24 protein-coding genes are annotated in these 21,299 nt (G+C 65.3%); 6 read left to right on the top strand and 18 right to left on the bottom strand.

Annotated elements, in window-relative coordinates:
- Window positions 1-11: 11 nt before the first annotated feature.
- Window positions 12-782 carry a glucose-1-phosphate cytidylyltransferase gene (gene rfbF / locus LX70_RS01230; protein WP_105513537.1) on the bottom strand — a complete coding sequence of 257 codons (771 nt, stop codon included), beginning with the start codon at window positions 780-782 and terminating at the stop codon, window positions 12-14.
- 255 nt (window positions 783-1,037) lie between these two features.
- Between rfbF and LX70_RS01225 the strand changes: the two genes are divergently transcribed.
- On the top strand, window positions 1,038-2,069 hold the full coding sequence (locus LX70_RS01225) for an NAD-dependent epimerase/dehydratase family protein (protein ID WP_105513536.1): 1,032 nt from the start codon (window positions 1,038-1,040) through the stop codon (window positions 2,067-2,069).
- Window positions 2,070-2,179: 110 nt separating this feature from the next.
- On the top strand, window positions 2,180-3,523 hold the full coding sequence (locus tag LX70_RS01220; RefSeq protein WP_146111524.1) for an arylsulfotransferase family protein: 1,344 nt from the start codon (window positions 2,180-2,182) through the stop codon (window positions 3,521-3,523).
- Between the two features lie 53 nt (window positions 3,524-3,576).
- On the opposite strand, the gene LX70_RS01215 is transcribed toward LX70_RS01220, so the two are convergent.
- From LX70_RS01215 to LX70_RS01180, 8 genes are all read right to left on the bottom strand, one after another.
- Window positions 3,577-4,341: a cytochrome c biogenesis CcdA family protein gene (locus LX70_RS01215; protein WP_105512716.1), complete on the bottom strand. Its 765-nt coding sequence runs from the start codon at window positions 4,339-4,341 to the stop codon at window positions 3,577-3,579.
- 139 nt (window positions 4,342-4,480) lie between these two features.
- Window positions 4,481-7,204 (bottom strand): Rne/Rng family ribonuclease, encoded by a 2,724-nt coding sequence (locus tag LX70_RS01210; RefSeq protein WP_105512715.1) that lies wholly within the window; start codon window positions 7,202-7,204, stop codon window positions 4,481-4,483.
- Between the two features lie 724 nt (window positions 7,205-7,928).
- Complete coding sequence (locus LX70_RS01205; RefSeq protein ID WP_105512714.1) at window positions 7,929-8,603, bottom strand: hypothetical protein; 675 nt, start codon at window positions 8,601-8,603, stop codon at window positions 7,929-7,931.
- A gap of 64 nt (window positions 8,604-8,667) precedes the next feature.
- Entirely contained in the window at window positions 8,668-9,549 is an 882-nt protein-coding gene (locus LX70_RS01200; RefSeq protein ID WP_105512713.1) for a LysR family transcriptional regulator, read from the bottom strand.
- 188 nt (window positions 9,550-9,737) lie between these two features.
- On the bottom strand, window positions 9,738-9,998 hold the full coding sequence (locus LX70_RS01195; protein WP_105512712.1) for a hypothetical protein: 261 nt from the start codon (window positions 9,996-9,998) through the stop codon (window positions 9,738-9,740).
- 238 nt (window positions 9,999-10,236) lie between these two features.
- Window positions 10,237-10,497 (bottom strand): hypothetical protein, encoded by a 261-nt coding sequence (locus LX70_RS01190; RefSeq protein ID WP_105512711.1) that lies wholly within the window; start codon window positions 10,495-10,497, stop codon window positions 10,237-10,239.
- A gap of 154 nt (window positions 10,498-10,651) precedes the next feature.
- Window positions 10,652-11,608 carry an agmatinase gene (locus tag LX70_RS01185; protein WP_105512710.1) on the bottom strand — a complete coding sequence of 319 codons (957 nt, stop codon included), beginning with the start codon at window positions 11,606-11,608 and terminating at the stop codon, window positions 10,652-10,654.
- 226 nt (window positions 11,609-11,834) lie between these two features.
- Window positions 11,835-12,434: an HNH endonuclease gene (locus tag LX70_RS01180; RefSeq protein WP_211301642.1), complete on the bottom strand. Its 600-nt coding sequence runs from the start codon at window positions 12,432-12,434 to the stop codon at window positions 11,835-11,837.
- Window positions 12,435-12,589: 155 nt separating this feature from the next.
- Here LX70_RS01180 and LX70_RS01175 point away from each other — a divergent pair, with 155 nt between their 5' ends.
- Window positions 12,590-13,012 carry a VOC family protein gene (locus LX70_RS01175; RefSeq protein WP_105512709.1) on the top strand — a complete coding sequence of 141 codons (423 nt, stop codon included), beginning with the start codon at window positions 12,590-12,592 and terminating at the stop codon, window positions 13,010-13,012.
- Between the two features lie 258 nt (window positions 13,013-13,270).
- Here LX70_RS01175 and LX70_RS01170 read toward each other — a convergent pair whose 3' ends face one another.
- From LX70_RS01170 to LX70_RS01160, 3 genes are read right to left on the bottom strand one after another with little or no spacing between them, the layout of a single operon-like run.
- Entirely contained in the window at window positions 13,271-13,936 is a 666-nt protein-coding gene (locus tag LX70_RS01170) for an alpha/beta hydrolase (protein ID WP_105512708.1), read from the bottom strand.
- A complete protein-coding gene (locus LX70_RS01165; protein WP_105512707.1) occupies window positions 13,933-14,562 on the bottom strand; it encodes a DNA-3-methyladenine glycosylase family protein in 630 nt (209 codons plus the stop codon). The genes LX70_RS01170 and LX70_RS01165 overlap by 4 nt, the downstream gene beginning before the upstream one ends.
- Window positions 14,562-15,980 carry an aminotransferase-like domain-containing protein gene (locus LX70_RS01160; protein ID WP_245884888.1) on the bottom strand — a complete coding sequence of 473 codons (1,419 nt, stop codon included), beginning with the start codon at window positions 15,978-15,980 and terminating at the stop codon, window positions 14,562-14,564. The genes LX70_RS01165 and LX70_RS01160 overlap by 1 nt, the downstream gene beginning before the upstream one ends.
- An 88-nt stretch (window positions 15,981-16,068) precedes the next feature.
- Here LX70_RS01160 and LX70_RS01155 point away from each other — a divergent pair, with 88 nt between their 5' ends.
- Both LX70_RS01155 and LX70_RS01150 read left to right on the top strand, forming a co-directional pair.
- Window positions 16,069-16,299, top strand: coding sequence for a DUF1127 domain-containing protein (locus LX70_RS01155; RefSeq protein ID WP_105512705.1), 231 nt, complete (start codon window positions 16,069-16,071; stop codon window positions 16,297-16,299).
- Between the two features lie 80 nt (window positions 16,300-16,379).
- Entirely contained in the window at window positions 16,380-17,192 is an 813-nt protein-coding gene (locus tag LX70_RS01150; RefSeq protein ID WP_105512704.1) for a PhzF family phenazine biosynthesis protein, read from the top strand.
- A gap of 96 nt (window positions 17,193-17,288) precedes the next feature.
- Here LX70_RS01150 and LX70_RS01145 read toward each other — a convergent pair whose 3' ends face one another.
- From LX70_RS01145 to LX70_RS01130, 4 genes are all read right to left on the bottom strand, one after another.
- Window positions 17,289-17,543 carry a hypothetical protein gene (locus LX70_RS01145; RefSeq protein ID WP_105512703.1) on the bottom strand — a complete coding sequence of 85 codons (255 nt, stop codon included), beginning with the start codon at window positions 17,541-17,543 and terminating at the stop codon, window positions 17,289-17,291.
- Window positions 17,544-17,753: 210 nt separating this feature from the next.
- Window positions 17,754-18,260 (bottom strand): 30S ribosomal protein S9, encoded by a 507-nt coding sequence (gene rpsI, locus LX70_RS01140; RefSeq protein WP_105512702.1) that lies wholly within the window; start codon window positions 18,258-18,260, stop codon window positions 17,754-17,756.
- 2 nt (window positions 18,261-18,262) lie between these two features.
- The gene (gene rplM, locus LX70_RS01135) at window positions 18,263-18,727 is read right to left on the bottom strand and encodes a 50S ribosomal protein L13 (protein ID WP_105512701.1); all 465 of its coding nucleotides are present in this window, start codon (window positions 18,725-18,727) and stop codon (window positions 18,263-18,265) included.
- 192 nt (window positions 18,728-18,919) lie between these two features.
- Complete coding sequence (locus LX70_RS01130) at window positions 18,920-19,342, bottom strand: PaaI family thioesterase (RefSeq protein WP_105512700.1); 423 nt, start codon at window positions 19,340-19,342, stop codon at window positions 18,920-18,922.
- Window positions 19,343-19,400: 58 nt separating this feature from the next.
- Here LX70_RS01130 and LX70_RS01125 point away from each other — a divergent pair, with 58 nt between their 5' ends.
- On the top strand, window positions 19,401-20,186 hold the full coding sequence (locus tag LX70_RS01125; protein ID WP_105512699.1) for an enoyl-CoA hydratase: 786 nt from the start codon (window positions 19,401-19,403) through the stop codon (window positions 20,184-20,186).
- Window positions 20,187-20,189: 3 nt separating this feature from the next.
- On the opposite strand, the gene LX70_RS01120 is transcribed toward LX70_RS01125, so the two are convergent.
- Together LX70_RS01120 and cydB are read right to left on the bottom strand one after the other, a co-directional pair.
- Window positions 20,190-20,288 (bottom strand): DUF2474 family protein, encoded by a 99-nt coding sequence (locus LX70_RS01120; RefSeq protein ID WP_105512698.1) that lies wholly within the window; start codon window positions 20,286-20,288, stop codon window positions 20,190-20,192.
- A 1-nt stretch (window position 20,289) separates the two neighbouring features.
- Window positions 20,290-21,297 (bottom strand): cytochrome d ubiquinol oxidase subunit II, encoded by a 1,008-nt coding sequence (gene cydB, locus LX70_RS01115; RefSeq protein ID WP_105512697.1) that lies wholly within the window; start codon window positions 21,295-21,297, stop codon window positions 20,290-20,292.
- Window positions 21,298-21,299: the final 2 nt, after the last annotated feature.

The raw sequence follows: 21,299 nt of genomic DNA, 5'->3' as shown, positions 1-21,299 counted from the left end.
GCGTCCAACATTTACCAGATCTTCCAGGGCGCCGCGCCGGTGGCCCAATGCGCCTCAAGCTCCTGCCTTTCGCGGATCGTGTCCATCGGCTGCCAGAAGCCCTTGTGTTCGTAGGCCATCAACTCCCCATCCTTCGCAAGCCCCATCAGGGGGGCGCGTTCCCAGATGGTCGCGTCATCGTCGAGGTATTTCGCGACCTTGGGCGACAGGACGAAATAGCCGCCATTGATGACGCCGCCATCGTCGGCGGGCTTTTCGGAAAACTCGTGGACCTGGCCTGCGCGGATGTCGAGACGGCCGAAGCGCGCGGCAGGCGGGACGGCGGTGACGGTGGCCATCTTGCCATGGGCCTTGTGGAAGGCGATGAGGCCCGCGACATCGACATTGCCGACGCCGTCGCCATAGGTCATGCAGAACGCCTCTTCATCCTTCAGCTGCGGCATCACCCGGCGCAGACGGCCGCCGGTCATGCTGTCCTGCCCGGTGTCGATCAGGGTGACGCGCCACGGCTCTGTCTGGTTGTTGATGATCTCGGTCGTGCCCTTGCGCAGATCGAAGGTCACGTCGGCGCCATGGAGGTAATAGTTGGCGAAGTATTCCTTGATGACATAGCCCTTGTAGCCGCAGCAGACGACAAAGTCGTTGATGCCATGGGTCGAATAGATCTTCATGATGTGCCACAGGATCGGGCGGCCGCCGATTTCCACCATCGGCTTCGGGATGCGGACCGTTTCCTCGGCCAGCCGGGTTCCAAGACCGCCGGCCAGAATGACACACTTCATAAAATCCACTCCTTCCAAACTCCGGGCCATTTGGCGCGGAAATTCGCCCGGCCCCCATCGGATCGGCGCCCCGGACAACGCATGTTCGCGCCGGTCCCGAACGGCCTGCACCCGTGGCAGCGGGGTAGCACAAGACCGGCCCTTTCGCTACAGCTATGCCATTCTGGACGGTTGACGTATCACGCTTTGTCGTCAGTTTAGGCAGCGGCAGCCGATCGTTTCGCGCTTCGGCATTTTAGAAGGATGATTACGAAGATGAAGATCCTGCTTGTGGGTCACAGGGGCTATATCGGGCCGGTCGCGGCGGCGCATCTGACACGCGCGATCCCCGGCGCCGAAGTGCATGGAATCGATGCGAACTGGTTCAACGGGTCCGAGGCCGCGGGCTTTCCCGACAGCGTTTTTGCAAGCCAGCGCAAGGGCGATGTGCGCGACCTGACCAAGGATGATTTCGCGGGCTTCGACGCGGTCGTGGCGCTGGCGGCGGTGTCGAACGACCCGATCGGGAAGGAGTTCGAAAACGCCACGGCGGACATCAATTCCGAGGCGGTTCTGAAGGCCGCAAAGGCAGCGAAAACGGCGGGCGTCAAACGGTTCGTCTTTGCCAGTTCGTGTTCAATGTACGGTGCCGGGTCCGACAGTTTCCGAAAAGAGACCGACACCCTGAACCCGCTGACGGCCTATGCACGATCGAAAGTGGCGACCGAGGTGGGTTTGCGCGGGATCGCGGGCGACGGGTTGATGGTGACCAGCCTGCGCTTTTCCACCGCCTGCGGGGCCAGCCCGATGCTGCGGCTTGACCTTGTGCTGAACGACTTCGTCGCGACCGCGCTGCGCACCGGCAAGATCGAGGTCCTGTCCGACGGCACCCCCTGGCGGCCGCTGATCCATGTCGAGGATATGGCGCGGGCCATCGAATGGGCCGTCACCCGCGACGGCGCGGAGATGGTCGAGGTCAATGTCGGCTCGCAGGCCTGGACCTGGCAGATCGGTCAACTGGCCGAGGATGTGGCTGCGGTTCTGGGCGGCGTCGCGGTTGAGATCAACACCAATGCCGCGCCCGATAACCGCTCCTACCGGGTCGATTTCTCGCGTTTCGCGGAACTGGCGCCGAACCACCAGCCGCAGAAGGATTTCCGCAAGGCGGTTGAGGAACTGGCCGATGAGGTGCGCGCCATCGACTTTGCTGACAAGGGCGTGCGGGACTCGCGCTTCATCCGGCTGAACATCCTGCGCGGCCATGTCCGTGACGGGCGGCTGGACGGCGATCTGCGCTGGACCAAGTGAAAAGGGTGGCGGGGTCCCTGCCCCGCCGCCCCGCGCGGTTGAAACTTTGCGCAATGGCGGCAAGGTGTTAGGCTTCGCGCCAGAGATTGACGGATTGAACGGGTGGAAACGTGCGGAATATTCTCTTCGCGAGGGTCGAGTTGTGGCTGGTCCTTCTGCTATTTCTTTTCGGCCTGATCGGGATGATCGGCTTTGGTGTCCTCGTCCTTGACGGGGAACGCGAGACGGACCGCTTCGGCGCGCTCGGCCCGGCCGCGCTCGACGTGGCAGAGATCCCCGATACCGTGAAGGCGCTGATGAAGGGCGACACCACGATGCAGGCCTTCCAGCCGCATCGCTTCGGCGACAAGCCCGCCGGATGGACCATTGCCAAGGACGCCGGGCTGACCGGCTATGTGCTGCTAAGCCATTATGACGGCGACCGGCGGCGGCATGTGGTGCAGTTGGTGTCGCTGGCGGACGGCACTGTGAAACATGAATGGCTGCCCGATGCCGATACGCTGCTGCCCGCCCCGCCCGACTCGGCGCTGGTCGAACCGACGCTGTGGAACACCGCGCATTATCGCGCAATTCACCCCTATCTGACGTCAGACGGCACATTGGTGATAAAGGATCACCAATCCTATCTCTTCGGCCTGGACGGATGCAGCAAGGCGCTCTGGTCCCAGACGGGCGAATTGTTCCACCATTCAACCGAAAGCGACGGCGCGGGCGGTTACTGGATCCCCGGCTATGTCGATCCCAGCGCGGTGGAGCGCACGACGGAAGACTTCAACGACGATGCGCTGGTCCATGTCGGCCCCAGGGGGGAGGTCCTGTGGAAGAAATCGGTGACGCAGATCCTTCTCGATCACGGGATGGAATATGACCTCTTCGGCGCCGGGCGCTATCAGGACGACCCGATCCACCTGAACGACCTTGAGCCGGTGCTTGAGGACGGCCCCTACTGGAAGAAGGGCGACCTGTTCCTGAGCTTTCGGCACCTGTCGATGATCATGCTCTACCGCCCCGCGACGGATGAGATCGTGTGGTACCAGCAAGGCCCGTGGCTGGCCCAGCATGACGTCGATATCCTCGACGATCACCGCATCGGGGTCTTCGACAACAACGCCTATGATCGCGGCACCGGCGCGCGGGTCCATGGCACGAACGAAATCGTCGTGCATGACTTCACCACCGGCGCCGACACGATGCCCTTCGACCCCGCCTTCAAGGCGACCGAGGCGCATACGCTGTTCGAGGGCTTGTTCACCCTGCTGCCGGATGGCGCGGCGATGATCGAGGAGGAGAACTCTGGCCGGTTGATCTTTGCGCGGCCCGACGGGACGGAGCTGGCGGAGTTCATCAACAAGGGCAAGGACGGCAATTCCTACCGCATGGGGTGGAGCCGCTACATGTCGCAGGCCGAGGGCGACGCGGCGCTTGCGAAGCTGACCACCTGCACGGGCGGTTAAAGCGTTTCGGGTTTTCGCTGATTCAGTGCAAACCCGAAATGCTATAGGCCGGTCTAGCCAAGGTTGGACAGCGCCGGGAAGGTTTCCAGCAGCCAGTAGGAAAACTGGCTGAACCCGCCCGTCAGCATCAGAAGGCCGATGGTCCAGAGCAGAAGGCCCATGATCCGCTCGATCCGGTCCATGTGGCGCTTGAAGAACCCGATGGCCCCGGTCAGGCGCGGGAAGAAGGCCGCGACCAGCAGGAAGGGAATGCCAAGGCCAAGCGCGTAGATCGCCAGCAGGCCAAGGCCGCGCGTGTAGGACCCGTCCTGGGTGGCCAGCGACAGGATCATGCCAAGCTGCGGGCCGATGCAGGGCGTCCAGCCAAACGCGAAGGCGAGGCCAAGCAGATAGGCGCCAAAGGCCGACCCGCCCCGGTCGCCCGCATCCATGCGCATTTCCCGGTTCAGAAAGCCGATGCGGATCACGCCAAGAAAATGCGCGCCAAAGACCATGATGACGATCCCGGCGGCGAAGTTGAACCAGTCCATCCAGGCCCCGATGGCCCGCCCCAGCGCCGTGGCGGCAAAGCCCAGAAGCAGGAAGACGGTGGACAGGCCAAGGACGAAGAAAGCCGCCGCCAGAAGCGTCCGGCGGCGCGCGGCGCGGTGGTCGGCCTCGGTATCGGCAAGGTCGCGCATGCTGATCCCGCCCATATAGGCCAGGTAAGGCGGCACGATGGGCAGGACGCAGGGGCTCAGGAACGACAAAAGCCCCGCCAGAAGCGCGATCAGCGCGGCAAGGGCGAACCCGGCGTCGATGAGGGTCGTTTCAAGCATGGGTCAGCCTTAGCCGATGGCCGGGGCGGCGTCACGGGGGCAAAGTGTTTCGGCCGGTCACATGACCGTGGCGCGATGTCGCCCCCCTTAACGAAAAAGGCCGGGCGCATGGCCCGGCCTCTTGGGATTCTTCCGTGCCTTAACGGCCAAGCGACCACCAGCCGCGACGGCGCGGTTTCGCGGCGCTGTCTTCGGCCTCGGGCGCCTCGGCCTCGGCCGGGTCGGCCTGCGGGGCGCTGTTAGCCGCATGGGGGGCCGGTTCGGGCATCGGCACCGGGGCGGAGGCGGCGACCTCTACCGGCTCCGGCGCGGGTTCAGCCGCGGCGGGCGCGGGCGCGGCTTCCGCCACGGGTTCCGCCGCGGCGACCGGCGCGGCCTTGGGCTTGCGGGTCCGCGACCTCGTGGTCTTCGGCTTGGCAGGCGCTTCCTCTGCCGGGGCCTCGGCAGCCTCGGCGGGTGCCTCTTCGGCCGGTTTGGCCTTGGCGCGGGACCGGCGGGCCTTTGGCTTCGGCGCGGCTTCCGCCTCAGCGGGCGCCTCGGTGGCCTCTGCGGCCTCGGCGGGTGCCTCGGTCGCTGCGACCTCTTCCGCCGGGGTCTCCTCAACCTTCGATTTGCGGCTGCGGGACGACCGGCTTACCCGGCGCTTCTTCGGCTCGGCGGGTTCCGACCCAGCCGCATCCGCATCCGCGCCAGTCTCGGCGGGCGCCTCATCGGTCGCGGCCTCGGCCCCGGCCTCAGCCTCGCCCTCATCGTGGCCGTCCTCACGCGCGGCATCGGTACCGCCATTGCCGGACTTCCGCCGCCGCCGACGACGGCGCTTTTTCTTGCGCGGCGCGTCGCCATCCTCGGACGCGGGTGCGGGCGCGGCCTCTTCGGCCTCCTCATCCTCATCCGCTTCGACGATATCCTCGTCCTCTTCCGCGTCCTGCATCCTCAGCGCGTCGACCGACACCACCTGGCTGGGCGCTTCCGGGACATTGCGGGTGGCGGTCTTGAACTTCTCGATCTCGAAATCCGGGCTGATGAGCGCGGGTTCCGCCTCAAGCCGCACGGCCATGCCATAGCGCAGCTCGATCTGCGCGATATGCTCGCGCTTGTTGTTGACGAGGAAGTTGACGACCGCGACCGGCGCCTTCAACAGCACCTCGCGCGACCGCTTCCGCGTTCCCTCCTCTTCCAGCTGGCGCAGGATTTGCAGCGCAAGGCTGTCATCGGAGCGGATGATCCCGGTGCCGTGGCAATGCGCGCAGGGCTGCGTGGTGGATTCCAGCATGCCGGGGCGCAGACGCTGACGGCTCATCTCCAGAAGGCCAAAGCCCGAGATGCGGCCAACCTGAATGCGGGCGCGGTCGGTCTTCAGCTTGTCTTTCAGGCGCTTCTCGACGGCGGCGTTGTTCTTGCGCTCTTCCATGTCGATGAAGTCGATGACGATCAGGCCCGCAAGGTCACGCAGGCGCAACTGCCGCGCCACCTCTTCCGCCGCCTCAAGGTTGGTCTTGAGGGCCGTGTCCTCGATCGAGCCTTCCTTGGTCGCCCGGCCAGAGTTCACGTCGATCGCCACCAGCGCCTCAGTCACGCCGATCACGATATAGCCGCCGGATTTCAGCTGCACCGTCGGGTTGAACATGCCCGCAAGGTAGCTTTCCACCTGATACCGGGCGAAAAGCGGCAGCCCCTCGGCGTAGTTCTTCACGTTCTTGGCGTGGGACGGCATGATCATCTTCATGAAGTCCTTGGCCGCGCGGTAGCCCTCCGCGCCCTCGACCAGAACCTCGTCGATGTCCTTGTTGTAAAGATCGCGGATCGACCGCTTGATGAGATCGCCTTCCTCATAGATCGGCGCCGGGGCGATGGACTTCATCGTCAGGTCGCGGATCTGTTCCCAAAGCCGCATCAGGTATTCGTAGTCGCGCTTGATCTCGGCCTTGGTGCGCTGGCTGCCCGCGGTGCGGATGATGAGACCGGCGCCCTGCGGCACCTCGATCTCGCCGGCGATTTCCTTCAGCTTCTTGCGGTCGGCGGCGTTGGTGATCTTGCGGCTGATGCCGCCACCGCGCGCGGTGTTGGGCATCAGGACGCAGTAGCGCCCCGCAAGGCTGAGATAGGTGGTCAGCGCGGCGCCCTTGTTGCCGCGTTCCTCCTTGACGACCTGGACCAGCATGATCTGCCGGACCTTGACGACTTCCTGGATCTTGTACTTGCGCGGACGCGGCTTGCGCGGCTGGCGAATCTCCTCGGTCACGTCCTCATCGGCAACGGATTCGATATCCTCGTCGGTGTCGGACGCATGGTCGGCGGCGACATAGGGTTCGTCCCCGTCGTCGTCGTGGTGATCGCTGTCGGCCTCGCGGTGATCGCTATCGGCCTCGACCTCCGGGGTTTCGTTGGCCTTGACCTCGGGAACGGCCTTGGCCTCTTCCGCGTCCTGCGGGGCGTCCTCGTCGGACAGGTCGACGACGCTCATCCCCGGAATGTCGTCGCTGGACACGACCTTGTCGCCCGTCTCGGCCTTTTCGGCCTTGGGCGCGCGGCGTGAGCGGCGGCGGCGGGGTTCCTCGGCCTCTTGCGCCTCGGCATAGGCGCGTTCCTCGGCCAGAAGCGCCTCACGGTCGGCGACCGGGATCTGATAGTAATCCGGGTGGATCTCCGAAAAGGCGAGGAAACCGTGGCGGTTGCCGCCGTAGTCGACGAAAGCCGCCTGAAGCGACGGTTCGACGCGCGTGATTTTCGCTAGATAGATATTGCCGGCAAGCTGGCGTTTGTTTGCGGTCTCAAAGTCGAATTCCTCAACCTTGTTTCCGTCCACCACCACGACGCGGGTCTCTTCCGCGTGGGTGGCATCGATGAGCATTTTCTTGGCCATGTAATCTTTCCGAACGCAGCCAGGCGCCGCCCCCTTTCGGGACCGGACCATGATCTGCGCTCAATTGCTGAGGCGATGCGGGCGGAGGGCAGCATGGCGACGGCGGGCATAGGCCCGCTCCGGTCGATCTGCTCTGCCCTCGCGCGTTTCATCGCGGTTCTTTCCCGGACGCCTTTTGGGTGGCGCCCAATTCGGGCCCCGGCTTTGTCATGCACGGGGCGAGTCATTCGGCCTTGCGGCCATTCGGCCTGCCTGTCCCGCGCCTTCCCGGCTGAACGCCCGGACGCCGTCTGGCAGAGAATCTGATGATGCCAACCGCCGCGTGTCGTGGCGGATCGGCAGGTCTGCACATTAGCGGGGATCGTTGCAAAATGACAATGTCTTTTTCTGCCAAACCGTCAGAGCGGCGATGCAGGGGCGGTTCGCCCCCGCGCCGGACGGGGCCGGCCCTGGCCGCGTCGCGGTTTCGGGGGCGCGCAATCATAGCCGCCATAGGCCTGCGGTTGATACCTGTCGGTCCCTGCCTTTGCTGTCGAATAGCCCTTACAGGCGAATTTGGCGGTGGCGATGACCTCGCAATCCATCTCCGCCGCCACCCCGCAGGCGGCTGCCAGTTTGGCAGGGATCGACACCGGCAAGGCCCCGTCCCGCAAGCCCGAATGATGATAGCGGTTGCGGAAGGCGACAAGAAAATCGCCGGGGCAGCCCGGCCGGGCGCCAATCGCTAACGCAGCAGATAGCGCAGGTTTTCGGGGATCGGGGCCACCGGATCGACCGGGCGCACGATGATTTGCGTGGTCGCGCCGCCATCCCTGTAGACCTGCACCGGAAGGGGATGCAGATCGACCTCGATATGCTTCCAGAGATAGATCGGGAGGGCCTGCTCCCCCGAGAAATCGGCGACCTTGTCCGTGTCGAGATCGTCGAAGGCGATGCCCAGATAGACCCAGCTTCCGGGGTCGGCGAACCCCTCGCGTTCATCCGTCTTCCAGCAGACCGGCACGTCCCGGATGACGATCCGCCGTTGCGGCGGCCCGATGTAAAGCCGACTGTCGCCCCAGACACTCATCACCACGTCGCCGCCAAGGTTCATCGGAAACGGGCCGTTGATCTTCAGCGACAGATCGACCACCCCCTGACGGCTCGGGCAAGGATAGTCGAACGGTTGCGGGCCGGTATTGCCCTCGGCCAGATCGCGGCGCATCTGGTCGGCATAGCCTTCGGTGGTGAATTCGGGCCCGTGCTTTTCCCAGAGAAGCGCGAAAAGGATGCGATCGGCGACGAGCCAGAACGCGCCCAGCCAGGCCAGGATGGCAAGCGGCGGACCGAGGTATCTGGCCCACTTCGGCGCAAGGGGGCGTCGCGCGGGGGGATGTGACGGGGGGTTGGGCCGGGACACTGGTGAAACCTGATACAAACGGGCGAGACTTTTCCCGCCGAAAGGTCATAGCGCCATTGTCACCCTATTCCCAGTCCACCCGCGCGGTAAAATCAATGAAGGCCCGCAGCGCCGCCGACATGTTCTGGCGCGTCGGGTAAAGAAGGTGCACCGGCACGCGCGGCAGGGCATGGCTGCGCAGCACGCGCACCAGCGTCCCCTCTTCAAGGTCGGGGCTGACACTGTGGTCGGGCAGCAGCGCCACGCCCTTGCCCGCCAGCGCCGCCGCGCGGATCATCTCGCTGTTATTCGAGGAGAAGGCCGGGCGGATCTTCTGGTGGATGATCTCGTTCCCGTCGTAGAAGGGCCAGGTCTCCGCGCCCTTCAGGTTGCTGTAATGCAGGCATTGATGCCCGGTCAGGTCGGCGGGCAGCAGGGGTGTGCCGCTCCGTTCCAGATAGTCGGGTGCTGCGACGGCGAAGATGCAGATGTCATGCAGATGCCGCGCGATCAGCGAGGAATCGGCCAGTTCACCGATGCGGATCACCGCGTCGAGGCCCTGTTCGACAAGGTTCGAATAGCTGTCCTGAAGCACGGCTTCCAGTTGCACCTCGGGGAATTCCTCCATGAAGCGCAGCATATGCGGGCGCAGGATCGCCATCGTGTAGCCGGTGGGTGTCCCGATCCTGAGCGGCCCCCGCGGGCTGGCGGAATGGCTGCGGGCGTTTTCGTTCGCATCCGTCAGCGCGGCGAGGATGCCCTTCACCTGCGTGTAGTAATCCGACCCGATCGGCGTCGGACGGACCGACCGCGTGGTCCGGGTCAGCAGCCGGACGCCAAGGCTTGTTTCAAGGTCAGAGATATTCTTGCTGCACATGCTTTTGGAAATGCCCATGCGCCGCGCGGCAGCGGCAAAGCTGCCCTCTTCGACAATATGCAGGTAAGTCTGAAGAACCGCCGTATCCATTCCAGATGTCTCATCTCAAAATCCGTGGGACATGATGGGGTTACGGCGCGGCAAAGGGAAGTTCTGCGACAGTGTCGTGACGCACACGTGATCCGCCCGAAACGCATATGAAATCTTGGCGAGGCCCCTTGAAATGCGAAGGGCGCCCGCGTGAACGGACGCCCCTGGCCTGGCCCTGGGTGGGGGCATCAGCCCCGGCCCAGCCGCACCGCGCTGCCGCCCGAGGGGATGACCGAGACGGAGACGTCATCGCTGGCCGAGATGCCGCGCCGGGTCAGTTCCTTGGTCGAATAGATCGACCCGGCAACGATGCCCTTCTGCGCCAGCGGGGCCACGTTCACCGGCAGCGGATCGGGGCTTTCATTGCCGGTGCCAAACGGCGCGGCGAAGGCCACCGGGGCGGCGAGAAGCGTGGCGATGAGGGTGGCGGAAATCAGGTTGCGTTTCATGGTTCTCTCCTTGGGGTCATGTGGTCCGGCGCTCTTTGCGTCCGATGATCAGGAGATGGGGCCGCGGCACGCTCGCCATTAGAGGGTAAAAGCCGCGTTCAGTATTCGATATGGTTGAACACTCAACGACCCGTGAAGCGATTGAAATAGTTCGCGTATATCAAAGCGTTGGCCGCGCCGGAATCGCGAAGGGCGCCCGCGTGAGCGGGCGCCCAGGGCTTGACCGTCGCTGGGGGCATCAGCCCCGGCCAAGCCGGGTGGAGATACCGCCCGAGGGCAGTTCGGTGACGCTGACCGTATCGCCCGCCGACAGGCCACGGCGGGCAAGTTCCTTGGTCGAGAAGATCGACCCGGCGGTGATGTCCTGTTGCGCCAGCGGCGCGGCGTTGACCGGCAGCAGGTCCGGGCGTTCGTTGGCGGTGCCGATATTGGCGGCCGAGGCGGCGGTGGCGCCGAGAAGAAGGGCGATGGCGGTGGCCGAAGCGATGGTGCGTTTCATGGGTCTCTCCTTGGGTTTGTCCGGTCCGACGCTTGCTGCGTCTGATGACAAGGAGATGGGTCGCCCCGCCGCGCGCCAGTAGAGCGCGAAAATCGCGCTCAGTGTTCGATGAGGTCGAACGATCCGGCCCGCCGGACGCCGCGTCCGGGGGACGCTAAAGCGCCCCGGCCATCACGCAAAGCATCTCGAACATCAGCGAGGCGCCAAGCCACGCCGTCCCGCCGGTCTGGTCGAAGGGGGGCGACACCTCGACCAGATCGCCGCCGACGATGTTCAGCCCCGCGCATTCCCGGACCACGCGGATCGCGCCATAGGCATCCGGCCCGCCCCATTCCGGCGTCCCGGTCCCCGGCGCGACCGACGGATCGACGAAGTCGATGTCATAGGACATGTAGGTCGGCAGGTCGCCGACGATGTCCCGCGCCTCGGCCATCACCTCGGGGATGCCGCGATCGAACATCTCCTCAATCGTCACGATACGGATGCCATGCGCCCTGGCGAAATCGCGATCCTCGCTGTCATACATCGTGCCGCGAATGCCGATCTGGATCATCCGTTTCGGGTCCAGCAGCCCTTCGTCCACCGCCGCGCGGAACGGGTTGCCATGGGTCAGGGTCTTGCCGCCGAAATAGGGCGCGAAAAGGTCGGTGTGGCTGTCGAAATGCACAAGGCCCAGCGGCCCCTCCTGCGCCAGCCCGCGCAAGACGCCAAGCGTGCAAAGATGATCGCCGCCGGCCACCAAAGGCCGGATGCCGCGCGCCGTCAGCCCGTGGAAATAGCCCGCGATCCGGTCGAGCGTTTCCGGCCCGTCCACCGGGTTCGGCCCGACATCGCCCAGATCGGCGCAGCGCGCGACCTCGAAGGGCCGCATGCCGGTCGCGGCATGCTGCGCGCGGATCATGGTCGAGGCATCGCGCAAGGCCCGCGGCCCGTGCCGCGCGCCGGGCCGGTTCGAGGTGCCGCCATCCCAGGGCAGCCCCACAAGGCCGATCTGCACATCCCCGATGCGCGGGTGGTCAAGGCCGACATGCGGCAGGCGCATGAAGGTGGGAATACCCGCGAAACGCGGAAGCTCCATCCCCGAGACGGGGTGAAAGAAAGTGTCGCCCATCGGCCTGTCTCCCTGTCGTTTCGGGGCAGCCTATAGCATTTCGGGTTTACACTGAATCAGAATTCGAACTTATTTCCTTCGAATTCTGATACTTACTTTCTCAACGTAAACCCGAAACGCTTTAGCGGGCGCGGCGGAAAGGTAAAGGCGGTCACGCATCCAGTTCTGGCATGCCTCCACCATCGCCTCCAACCGCCGCCGGTCGGGACGAAAAGCGAAAGCCCCCTTACGCCTCCAGTTCGGCGTCCCAGTAAAGATAGTCGGCCCAGCTGTCGTGCAGGTAGTTCGGCGGGAAGCGGCGGCCGGCTTTCTGCATGTCCTCCGCCGTCGGCGGCGCGGGCGGGCGGCGGAGCGTCAGGCCGGATTGCGACAGGAGCTTGTTGGCCTTGCGCAAGTTGCAGGGCGAACAGGCGGCGACGACGTTTTCCCAGCTCGTCACCCCGCCTTTCGATCGCGGCAGGACGTGGTCGAAGGTCAGGTCCCCCCGCGATCCGCAATACTGGCAGCAGAATTCGTCGCGCAGAAAAAGATTGAAGCGCGTGAAGGCCACGCGCTTCTGGGGTTTGACGAACTCTTTCAGTACCACGACCGAGGGGATGCGGATCGCGCTGCGCTGGCTTCGCACGACCTCATCATATTCAGCCACGATCAGAACCCGGTCGAGGAAGGCCGCCTTGATCGCCTCCTGCCAGGGCCAGAGCGAGAGTGGGTAGTAGGAGAGCGGCCGGAAATCCGCGTTCAGGACCAGCGCCGGAAAGTGCTTCAGCGCGGAAGGCTCGCGCACGAAGCTGCGGCGGAATTCCATTTCGGCGGTCGTGTCGAGCATCGGCGACTCCGTCCTTCAGTCCGGCCTTTGGCCGGTCCCGGGGGCGGAGGCCCCGCCCCTGCGTGATCCAACTATATCTGGCGGTGCGCCACTGGCAAGCCCCGCTATTTCGGGTACCCTTGTCGCGCATTCACATGACAGGGAGGTGACATCCCATGACCAGACCAGCCATTGCCGGAACGCTCGAATCCGCGCTTTACGCCCGCGATCTGGACCGGGCGGAGGCGTTTTATGGCGGAACGCTGGGCCTGCCCGTCGTGACGCGGCAGGCGGGGCGGCATGTGTTCTTCCGGGTCGGCGGGTCGATTCTCTTGATCTTCAACCCGGAGGCGACGGCGAAAGGCCCCGCCCCCGATGCGCGCCTGCCGGTGCCGGGCCATGGCGCGACCGGGCCGGGGCATTACTGCTTTGCGGTGGCGCGCGACGATCTCGACCGCTGGCGCGCGTATCTTGAGGGGGAAGCTGTCGCGATCGAGGCGGATTTCCACTGGCCGAACGGCGCGCGGTCGATCTATATCCGCGATCCGTCCGGCAACTCGGTGGAATTCGCAGAACCCGCCCTTTGGGCGGCGGCCTAAAGCGTTTCGGGTTTTCGTTGAGAAAGTAAGTATCAGAATTTGAACGAAATAAGTTCAAATTCTGATTCAGTGCAAACCCGAAATGCTATAAGCGATCAGCGGCGGTCCTTGACGGTCACGCGGACCGGCTTTTTCACCGGACGGGCCACCACCGCGAGGCCGCCAAGGATGAAGATGGCCGAGGCAATGATCGCGGGCGTCATGACGGTTGCTCCCAAAACTGTCTGTGTCAGATAGTTAACGGGACTGGCGCGGGTTTCAACCCCCCGAAAGCCGCTCTTTCAGGAAAGTGAGTGCGACAGATAGACCGTCCGGCGCGATGCCGTGGCCTGTCCCCTTCATCACATGGCCATAGGTTTCGAACCCGGCCGCGACCAGCGCCTGCCCGGCGGCATCCATATCGGCGAAAGGCACCATCGGGTCCTGATCGCCGTGGATCAGCAGCACGGGCGGTTTTGCCGTCACCTCAGCCGCCAGACGTTCCGGCGCCAGCAGGCGGCCGGAGAAGGCGACGATCCCCGCCACCGGCACGTCCCAGCGCGGCAGGGCGTAAAGCGCCATCATCGTGCCTTGGGAAAAGCCGACGATGGCCAGCGACGACACCGGCAGCGCGGCCTCCTCCAACCGTGCGCGGAGAAAGGCGTTCAGGTCTTCGGTCGCGCGGGCCAGTCCGGCCTCTGCGTCGGCCTCGGACGATCCGTCCAGCCAGGGGATCGGGAACCACTGGCGGCCAAAGGGGTTGCCCGCGCAGGGTTCGGGCGCGTCGGGCGCGATGAAGACGGTATCGGGCAGATGCGGGGCCAGCGGGTCGGCCAGGCCCAGCAGGTCGGCGCCATCGGCGCCGTAGCCGTGCAGGAAGACCACCATCGACCGCGCCTGCCCCGACCGCGCGGCGCGCGTTTCGAATTTCAATTCCCTCGTCATCTGGCCCCCTCGCGCCCCTTGATCTGACGGTAGTAGGACCAGAGCGCGCGGGCTGCAACCGCCCGCCACGGCCGCCAGGCTTCGGCCAACACATCGAACGCGGCGGGTGCGGGGCGCGCGGGCAGGTCGAACAGCACCCGTGCCGCCTCTTGCAGCGCGAGATCCCCGGCGGGGAAGGCATCGGCCCGGCCAAGCGCAGAGACAAGGTAAAGGTCCGCCGTCCAGCGCCCCACACCTTTCAGCGCGGTCAGGCGGGCCGTGACCTCGGCATCCGGCAGGTGGCGCAGCGCGTCGTAATCCGGCGCGGCGCGCGCGATGGCGTGGAGATAGGCGATCTTCGGGCGCGAAAGGCCGCAGGCCGCCAGCGCGCCCGCCTCAGCCCCTGCCACCGCCGCTTCGCTGTCGAACCCCGCCGCCACCAGCCGCGCATGGATCGCGGCGGCCGAGGCGGTGGAAACCTGCTGGCTGACGATCATGTCGAGAAGCGCCGCGAACCCGTCCGGGCGGCGGCGGAGCGGCAAGGGGCCGGTCGCCGCCAGCACCGGGGCAAAGCGCGGCTCTGCCCGGCAAAGCCACGCCGCCCCCTCGGCCAGATCGGCGGCGCTGTCGATGATCCGGCCCGGCATCAGACCGGCAGATCGCCGGGCGGGTTGCGCAAAAGCCGCGCCAGCCGGGCCATGGCGTCAGCGAACAACCCCTCATCCAGCGACCCGTCAAAGGCCAGCCGCACCGCGTTCGGCGCGCGCCCGTCGACCAGCGCATATTCGTCGGCCGAGCGGATCAGGATGCCCGCCGCCTCGGCCTCACGCGCGAAGGTGGAGGCGCGCCAGCCCTGCGGTAGCCGCAGCCAGACGAAGGCAAGGCCGCGCTGCCAGCGTATGTCGAAACTGCCAAGCGCATTCAGCGCCAGTTCCAGCCGCCGGTCGAAGACCGCCTGCACCTTGTCGCGCAGCCGCGCCGCCTCACCCGACAGCATCAGCGCCTTCACAATCTCGGTCACCGGGCGCGGCAGGCCGAAATAGGAATGCTGCGCCGCCAGACGCCCGGCCTCGCCCAGATCGGTCGGGCAGACGATGCAGCCGAAACGCAGCCCCGCCGCGAGCGATTTTGAGATGCTGGTGACATGCCAGACCCGTTCGGGCGCCAGCGCGCGCAGAAGCGGCAGGTCGGACCGGCCGACGGAATAGCAGTCGTCCTCGATGATCTGAAGGTCGTGGCGGCGCGCGACCTCGACAATCTCCTGCCGCCGGGCAAGCGTCATGCGGGCGGTGGTCGGGTTCTGCGCCTCGGTCGTGATGGTGACGATCCGCGCGCCGGTCTGCCGACAGGCGGTGTCCAGCGCGCTGACCGACAGCCCGTCGGCGTCCATCGGCACCGCGACCACCTCGGCCCGGTTCAGCCGCGCGGCGTGGCGAAAGCCGGGATAGGCCAGTTCCTCGCAGATCACATGCGGGCGCGCGCCCCTGAGACAGCATTGCAGCGCAAGCACAATTCCCGCCTGCCCGCCTTGTGTCAGTACAATATCCTCAGCCGAAATCGCGCCCAGATCGCGTTCCGCCAGCCAGTCCACGAGCGCGGCGCGCAGCCCCTCATCCCGCCTCAGGCCGGGATAGCCCAGCACATCAAGGTCCGGCGCCGCCGCCATACGGGCCAGCACGGCGGCGATCGCAGCCCCCTGCCCGACATCGGGCAATTGCGGGCTGCGCAGGTCGACGATACCGGGATCGTCGCCCTTGGGGCGCGCGAATATGCCAACGGAATCAGTCAGAAGCGGTTGCGTGGCACCAAAGCTCGGCCGCATCGAGGCGACGAAGGTGCCGCGCCCCACGGCGGCCTCCAACAGCCCCTCCTGCGTCACCATCTGATAGGCCCGCGACACGGTGCCGGGCGTCACGCCAAGCCGCCAGGCCAGGTCGCGCACCGGCGGCAGGCGGGTGCCTTCGGGCAGTTCACCACTGCGCACCGCATGGCGCAGCCTGTGGGCCAGGGCGAGGTATTTCGGACCGTCGAAATCCGACAGATCAGGTTGCCATTTTGTATCCATGACAATTCCCTTCTGGCGTCTGATGCGGTGATTTGTAATCATACAAATACGAGATAACGCGAATTGTATCAATACAAAAAGGTGACCCATGGAACAGATCGCCCGCAGACCCGGCCGGAACGCCCTTGGACAGAAGACCGGAACCGCCGTTACGGCGACCGTCCTGCTGACCGGCGCCCGCCGCGTGGTCGCGGCGTGGTCCATGCGTCGCCGCAGCCGCGCCGACCTTGCCAGGCTGACGCCCGCGCAATTGCGCGACATCGGGCTTGACCGCCTGAGCGCGGAAGGCGAGGCGCAGCGCCCGTTCTGGCAACCCTGAAGGGTTCCGCCCATCCCCGGCGGCTCCCTCTTCCTGGCCGGGCGTTTGCCCGGCCCTTTTTTTCGTATAAGGACAACAGCATGGCTGATTATACGCTGATCCAGGCCGATGCCTTCGCCGACCGTCTCTTTTCGGGCAACCCGGCCGCCGTCATGGTGCTGGACGCGCCCCTGCCCGACGATCTGATGCAATCCATCGCGGCCGAGAACAACCTGTCGGAAACCGCCTTTGTCCTGCGCGAGGGCGACGCGCTTTCGATCCGCTGGTTCACGCCGACAAGCGAAGTGCCCTTTTGCGGCCATGCGACGCTTGCCTCCGCCCATGTGCTGATGACGGAATACGGGGTAAACGGCCCGGTCAGCCTTCAGACCCGCAAGGTCGGGACGTTGCGTGTGTCACAGACCGCAGACGGCTATGAGCTTGACCTGCCCCGGATCGACGCCACCCCGCTGATCGACATCCCCCCGGCGCTGCAAGAGATCTTCCCCGGCGGCTGGCGCGCGGTCTTGCGGAATTTCGAGAATATCTTCGTCGTGCTGGACGACCCGGCAGAGGTCACCAGCCTTGCCCCCGATATTCGCCGGATCGCCACGCTTGAGGCGGGCGGGCTTGGCGTCACGGCGGCGGGTGGCGCGGATCGCGGCGGGGTGGCGGTCGATTTCACCTCACGCTACTTCGCCCCGGCGCATGGAATTGATGAGGACCCGGTGACCGGATCGGCCCATGCCACGCTGGCGCCCTATTGGGCGGGCGTTCTGGGCCGCGATAGCCTGACAGCCTTTCAGGCCTCGGCGCGCGGCGGCCGGATGGGCTGCCGCGTCACCGGGGACAGGGTGTACCTCACCCGGCAGGCCGTGACCTACCTGCGCGGCACCATCCGGCTGCCGGATTAGTCGCCCTATGGCATTTCGGGTTTGCACTGACTCAGACTTCGACCTTGTTTTGTTCGAAGTCCGATACTTGCTTTCTCAACGCACACCCGAAACGCCTCAGGCCACCGCCTCGATCGCGATCGAGCGGCGCTTCAGCTCGGCATAAAGTGCCGGCAGCACGCGGGGCTGGTCGACGGCGCGTTTCAGCGCATCGCCAAGCGTACTTTCCTTGGCCTGACTGCGCACGCGCCAGACCATGCGCCGCTTGACGCCGTCGTCATAGACAATCTCGACCCCGCCGGTCTTGCCGATCCGCAGGCCAAGGTAATCGAAGCCCCCGAAGGAGCTGTGGTAAGAGATGGGGAGAGCCATTTTTTCGCTCGATGTTTTCTGCCTCAATGACATCAGCATTGCGACATCTCCGCGCAGCGGTCAATCGGCGCGCTCCACACATCGCCGTGAACGCGGCAAAGCCGCCACAGGGGCGGAAAACCGCTGAAAACAGGGGCGAAATGACGAAAAAGGGCGCGGCCCGCAGGCCGCGCCCCATATCTTGCGTCCGGGGCCGAAGCCCCGCCCAAATCAGCGCTTGGAGAACTGGAAGGACCGGCGGGCCTTTGCCTTGCCGTATTTCTTCCGCTCGACCACGCGGCTGTCGCGGGTCAGGAACCCGGCGGCTTTCAGCGCGGGGCGCAAGGAGGGTTCATAAAGCTGAAGCGCTTTCGAGATACCGTGCTTGACCGCACCGGCCTGGCCCGAAAGGCCGCCACCGGCCACGGTCGCCATCACGTCGAACTGACCTTCGACATTGGCCACCTGGAACGGCTGGCGCAGGATCATCTGCAACACCGGGCGCGCGAAATACTTCGAATAGTCGATGTATTCGCCCTTGTTGTTGCGGATCAGGAACTTGCCTGAACCCGGCTTGATCCAGACGCGGGCGACCGCGTCCTTCCGCTTGCCGGTGGCATAGGATCGGCCAAGCGCGTCGCGCTGCGGTTCACGCGGGGCTTCGACTTCGGCTGCGGCGGCAGGCGTGCCAGCAACGGCCGATTTCAGATCGTCGAGGGATTTGATTTCGTCGGCCATGCTCATGCGCTCCGGGTGTTCTTCGGGTTCATCGACTTGACGTCGAGGACTTCGGGGGACTGCGCCTCATGCGGATGCTCGGCCCCGGCATAGACGCGCAGATGCGTCATTTGCAGCTTGCCCAGCTTGTTGCGGCTGATCATGCGTTCGACCGCCTTCATCACCACACGCTCGGGGTGGGCGCCGTCCAGCACCTGCGCGGCGGTGCGGAACTTGATGCCGCCCGGATGGCCGGTGTGCCAGTAGTAACGCTTGTCGGCGCGCTTGTTGCCCGTCATCTGCACCTTGTCGGCATTGATGACGATCACGTTGTCGCCCATGTCCATGTGCGGGGTGAAGGTGGCCTTGTGCTTGCCACGCAGGCGGTTGGCGACGATCGTGGCGAGGCGGCCCAGAACGACGCCCTCGGCGTCGATCAGGATCCACTTCTTTTCGATCTCCGCCGGTTTCGCGGTATAGGTTTTCATGGTCTGCCCTTGATCTTCGGGATCGCTGAAGGGCGCCTTTGCGGACGCCCGAATTCGGATGGGCGCTTTTCCTAGATTGCGGTCGCGCCGTCAAGGGTATGACGTGCGGATTTCGTTAGCGATTTCAACGTGTTGAAAATTAGGTATTTGAATACCCCATATAGCTCCCGTGGAATGGGCGATTTGCCCATCCTACCGTTTCGGCGGAATCGAATAGGTCATGTTCGACCGCGCCACCGGCGCCTCCATCCCTTCCGACCGGATCAGCACATCGCCCACGGCCAGCACCCGGCCCAGCTTCAAAAGCCGCGCCTCGGCCAGCAGGTCCACGCCTGCCGCCGGTTTGCGCAGGAAATCCACCGCGCCGTTCGTCGTCACCGCCAGCGCCACCGGCCCGATCCGCGACAGGATCGCCAGGTAGACCGCAACATCGGCAAGACCAAAGATCGAGGGGCCGGAGACGGTGCCGCCCGGCCGCAAGTGTTTCTCCGCCACTTTCAGGCGCATGACGATGCCGTCCTCGGTCAGATGCTCCACCAGGAAATCGTCGGCGGCCTGCGGAAAGGCGCGGGCCATGAAGGCGGACAGCTCCGCCTCGGTCATTACAGGTGTCATCTTCCCTCTCCGCGCTTCTCCGCCTAGAGTTTTTGACGAACCGGAGAGGAATGACAAGATGACCGAGCTTCTGCTGCGCGAGGATGCGGGCGGCATCGCCACGCTGACGATGAATGCCCCCGAACGGCTGAATGCGCTGTCGGACGCGATGCTGGGGGCGCTGAAGGCCGAGTTCACGCGGCTGGAGCGGGATCGCGACACCCGCGTGGTGATCCTGAAAGGCAATGGCAAGGCCTTCTGCGCGGGCCATGACCTGAAGGAGATGCAGGCAGGCCGTCAGGCCGAAGACAAGGGGCGCGCCTATTTCGCCGACCTTTTCGCGCGCTGCACGGAGGTGATGCAACTGATCCCCGCCCTGCCCCAGCCGGTCATCGCCGAGGTTCACGGCATCGCCACCGCCGCGGGCTGCCAGCTTGTCGCCAGCTGCGACATGGCCATCGCGGCGGAAGGCACGCGCTTTGGCGTAAACGGGGTGAATATCGGCTTGTTCTGCTCCACCCCCATGGTCGCGCTGTCGCGCAACGTCCCGCGCAAGGTCGCGTTCGAGATGCTGACCACGGGCCAGTTCATCGACACGACCCGCGCGGTCGAGGTGGGCCTTATCAACCGCGCGGTCCCCACACAGGCGCTGGCCGCCGAAACCCGCGCGCTGGCCGAAACCGTCGCCGCGAAGCTTTCCGCCGCCGTCAAGATCGGCAAGCGCGCGTTTTACGACCAGATCGAGATGACGCGGGCCGGGGCCTATGACCATGCGGCGCAGGTGATGGTCGAGAACATGCTTTGGCGCGATACCGAGGAAGGCATCAACGCCTTTATCGAAAAGCGCAAGCCCGACTGGGCGTGATCTTCAGACGATCAGCGCCCTGAGGGCGAAGGCGACCGCGCCAACCGCCAGAACCCCGGCGAGCCAGAGCAGGATGAACCAGCCTGCGCGGCGCAGCCACATCCTAGTGATACCCCTCGCCCGCCTTCAGCTTGCCGCGAAAGACCCAGTAGGCATAGGCGGTGTAGCTCAGGATGATCGGCAACAGGAACAGCGTGCCGACAAGGATGAACTTCAGGCTTGCATCCGGCGCGGCGGCCTCGGCGATGGTCAGGCTTGGCGGCACGATCATCGGGTAAAAGCTGATGCCGATGCCGACGAAGGACAGGATGAACAGCGCCTGCGCCGACAGGAACGGGGCCAGGTCCCGTTCGCGCCTCAACCCTTGCCAGAGCCGCCAGGCCGCGAGCAGCACAAGGACCGGCACGACCGCGGCGTAAAGCGCCGCCGGGTAGCGGAACCAGCGCTCGGCATAGTCGGGGTTCTGTAGCGGCGTGAAGATGCTGACGAGGCCAAGGAACATCAGCGTGGCGCCCGCCAGCCGCAGCGCGACCTTGCGCATATGCGCCTGCACCCGTCCTTCCAGCACAAGGTTGATCCAGGTCGCGCCCAGAAGCGCATAGCCGACCGGCACGGCGATGCCGGTCAGGATCGAAAAGGGCGTCAGCCAGTCCCACCAGCCCCCGGCATAGGCGCGATCCACGACCGTGATCCCCTGAACCAGCGCGCCAAGGGCAATGCCCTGCATCACCGCCGCGACCAGCGAGCCACCGAAGAAGGAATAATCCCAGACCCGCTTCCACCGCTGCGTCTGCCAGCGGTATTCGAAGGCCACGCCGCGAAAGACCAGTGCCAGCAGCATGAGGATGATGGGGATGTAGAGCGCGGGCATCACGACCGCATAGGCCAGTGGAAAGACGGCGAACAGCCCGCCGCCGCCAAGGACAAGCCAGGTTTCGTTGCCGTCCCAGACCGGCGCGATCGAATTCATCATCTGGTTCCGCTCATCCTCATCCTGCGCGAGCGGGAAGAGGATACCGACGCCCAGATCGAACCCGTCAAGCATGACGTAGATCAGCACCGAAAGCGCGATGAGACCCGCCCAGATGAAGGAAAGCTCAAGCCCGAACATCC

It is taken from the genome of Albidovulum denitrificans (assembly GCF_002973535.1).
GTDB lineage: Bacteria > Pseudomonadota > Alphaproteobacteria > Rhodobacterales > Rhodobacteraceae > Albidovulum > Albidovulum denitrificans.
This window is presented reverse-complemented; position numbering and strand designations above follow the sequence as displayed.

Bases quoted from the DNA above. Each gene is read 5' to 3' on its own strand.
- rfbF (WP_105513537.1), bottom strand. From the start codon at position 782: ATGAAGTGTGTCATTCTGGCCGGCGGTCTTGGAACCCGGCTGGCCGAG.
- LX70_RS01225 (WP_105513536.1), top strand. From the start codon at position 1,038: ATGAAGATCCTGCTTGTGGGTCACAGGGGCTATATCGGGCCGGTCGCG.
- LX70_RS01215 (WP_105512716.1), bottom strand. From the start codon at position 4,341: ATGCTTGAAACGACCCTCATCGACGCCGGGTTCGCCCTTGCCGCGCTG.
- LX70_RS01210 (WP_105512715.1), bottom strand. From the start codon at position 7,204: ATGGCCAAGAAAATGCTCATCGATGCCACCCACGCGGAAGAGACCCGC.
- LX70_RS01200 (WP_105512713.1), bottom strand. From the start codon at position 9,549: ATGGATACGGCGGTTCTTCAGACTTACCTGCATATTGTCGAAGAGGGC.
- LX70_RS01195 (WP_105512712.1), bottom strand. From the start codon at position 9,998: ATGAAACGCAACCTGATTTCCGCCACCCTCATCGCCACGCTTCTCGCC.
- LX70_RS01190 (WP_105512711.1), bottom strand. From the start codon at position 10,497: ATGAAACGCACCATCGCTTCGGCCACCGCCATCGCCCTTCTTCTCGGC.
- LX70_RS01185 (WP_105512710.1), bottom strand. From the start codon at position 11,608: ATGGGCGACACTTTCTTTCACCCCGTCTCGGGGATGGAGCTTCCGCGT.
- LX70_RS01180 (WP_211301642.1), bottom strand. From the start codon at position 12,434: ATGCTCGACACGACCGCCGAAATGGAATTCCGCCGCAGCTTCGTGCGC.
- LX70_RS01175 (WP_105512709.1), top strand. From the start codon at position 12,590: ATGACCAGACCAGCCATTGCCGGAACGCTCGAATCCGCGCTTTACGCC.
- LX70_RS01170 (WP_105512708.1), bottom strand. From the start codon at position 13,936: ATGACGAGGGAATTGAAATTCGAAACGCGCGCCGCGCGGTCGGGGCAG.
- LX70_RS01165 (WP_105512707.1), bottom strand. From the start codon at position 14,562: ATGCCGGGCCGGATCATCGACAGCGCCGCCGATCTGGCCGAGGGGGCG.
- LX70_RS01160 (WP_245884888.1), bottom strand. From the start codon at position 15,980: ATGGATACAAAATGGCAACCTGATCTGTCGGATTTCGACGGTCCGAAA.
- LX70_RS01155 (WP_105512705.1), top strand. From the start codon at position 16,069: ATGGAACAGATCGCCCGCAGACCCGGCCGGAACGCCCTTGGACAGAAG.
- LX70_RS01150 (WP_105512704.1), top strand. From the start codon at position 16,380: ATGGCTGATTATACGCTGATCCAGGCCGATGCCTTCGCCGACCGTCTC.
- LX70_RS01145 (WP_105512703.1), bottom strand. From the start codon at position 17,543: ATGGCTCTCCCCATCTCTTACCACAGCTCCTTCGGGGGCTTCGATTAC.
- rpsI (WP_105512702.1), bottom strand. From the start codon at position 18,260: ATGGCCGACGAAATCAAATCCCTCGACGATCTGAAATCGGCCGTTGCT.
- rplM (WP_105512701.1), bottom strand. From the start codon at position 18,727: ATGAAAACCTATACCGCGAAACCGGCGGAGATCGAAAAGAAGTGGATC.
- LX70_RS01130 (WP_105512700.1), bottom strand. From the start codon at position 19,342: ATGACACCTGTAATGACCGAGGCGGAGCTGTCCGCCTTCATGGCCCGC.
- LX70_RS01125 (WP_105512699.1), top strand. From the start codon at position 19,401: ATGACCGAGCTTCTGCTGCGCGAGGATGCGGGCGGCATCGCCACGCTG.
- LX70_RS01120 (WP_105512698.1), bottom strand. From the start codon at position 20,288: ATGTGGCTGCGCCGCGCAGGCTGGTTCATCCTGCTCTGGCTCGCCGGG.
- cydB (WP_105512697.1), bottom strand. From the start codon at position 21,297: ATGTTCGGGCTTGAGCTTTCCTTCATCTGGGCGGGTCTCATCGCGCTT.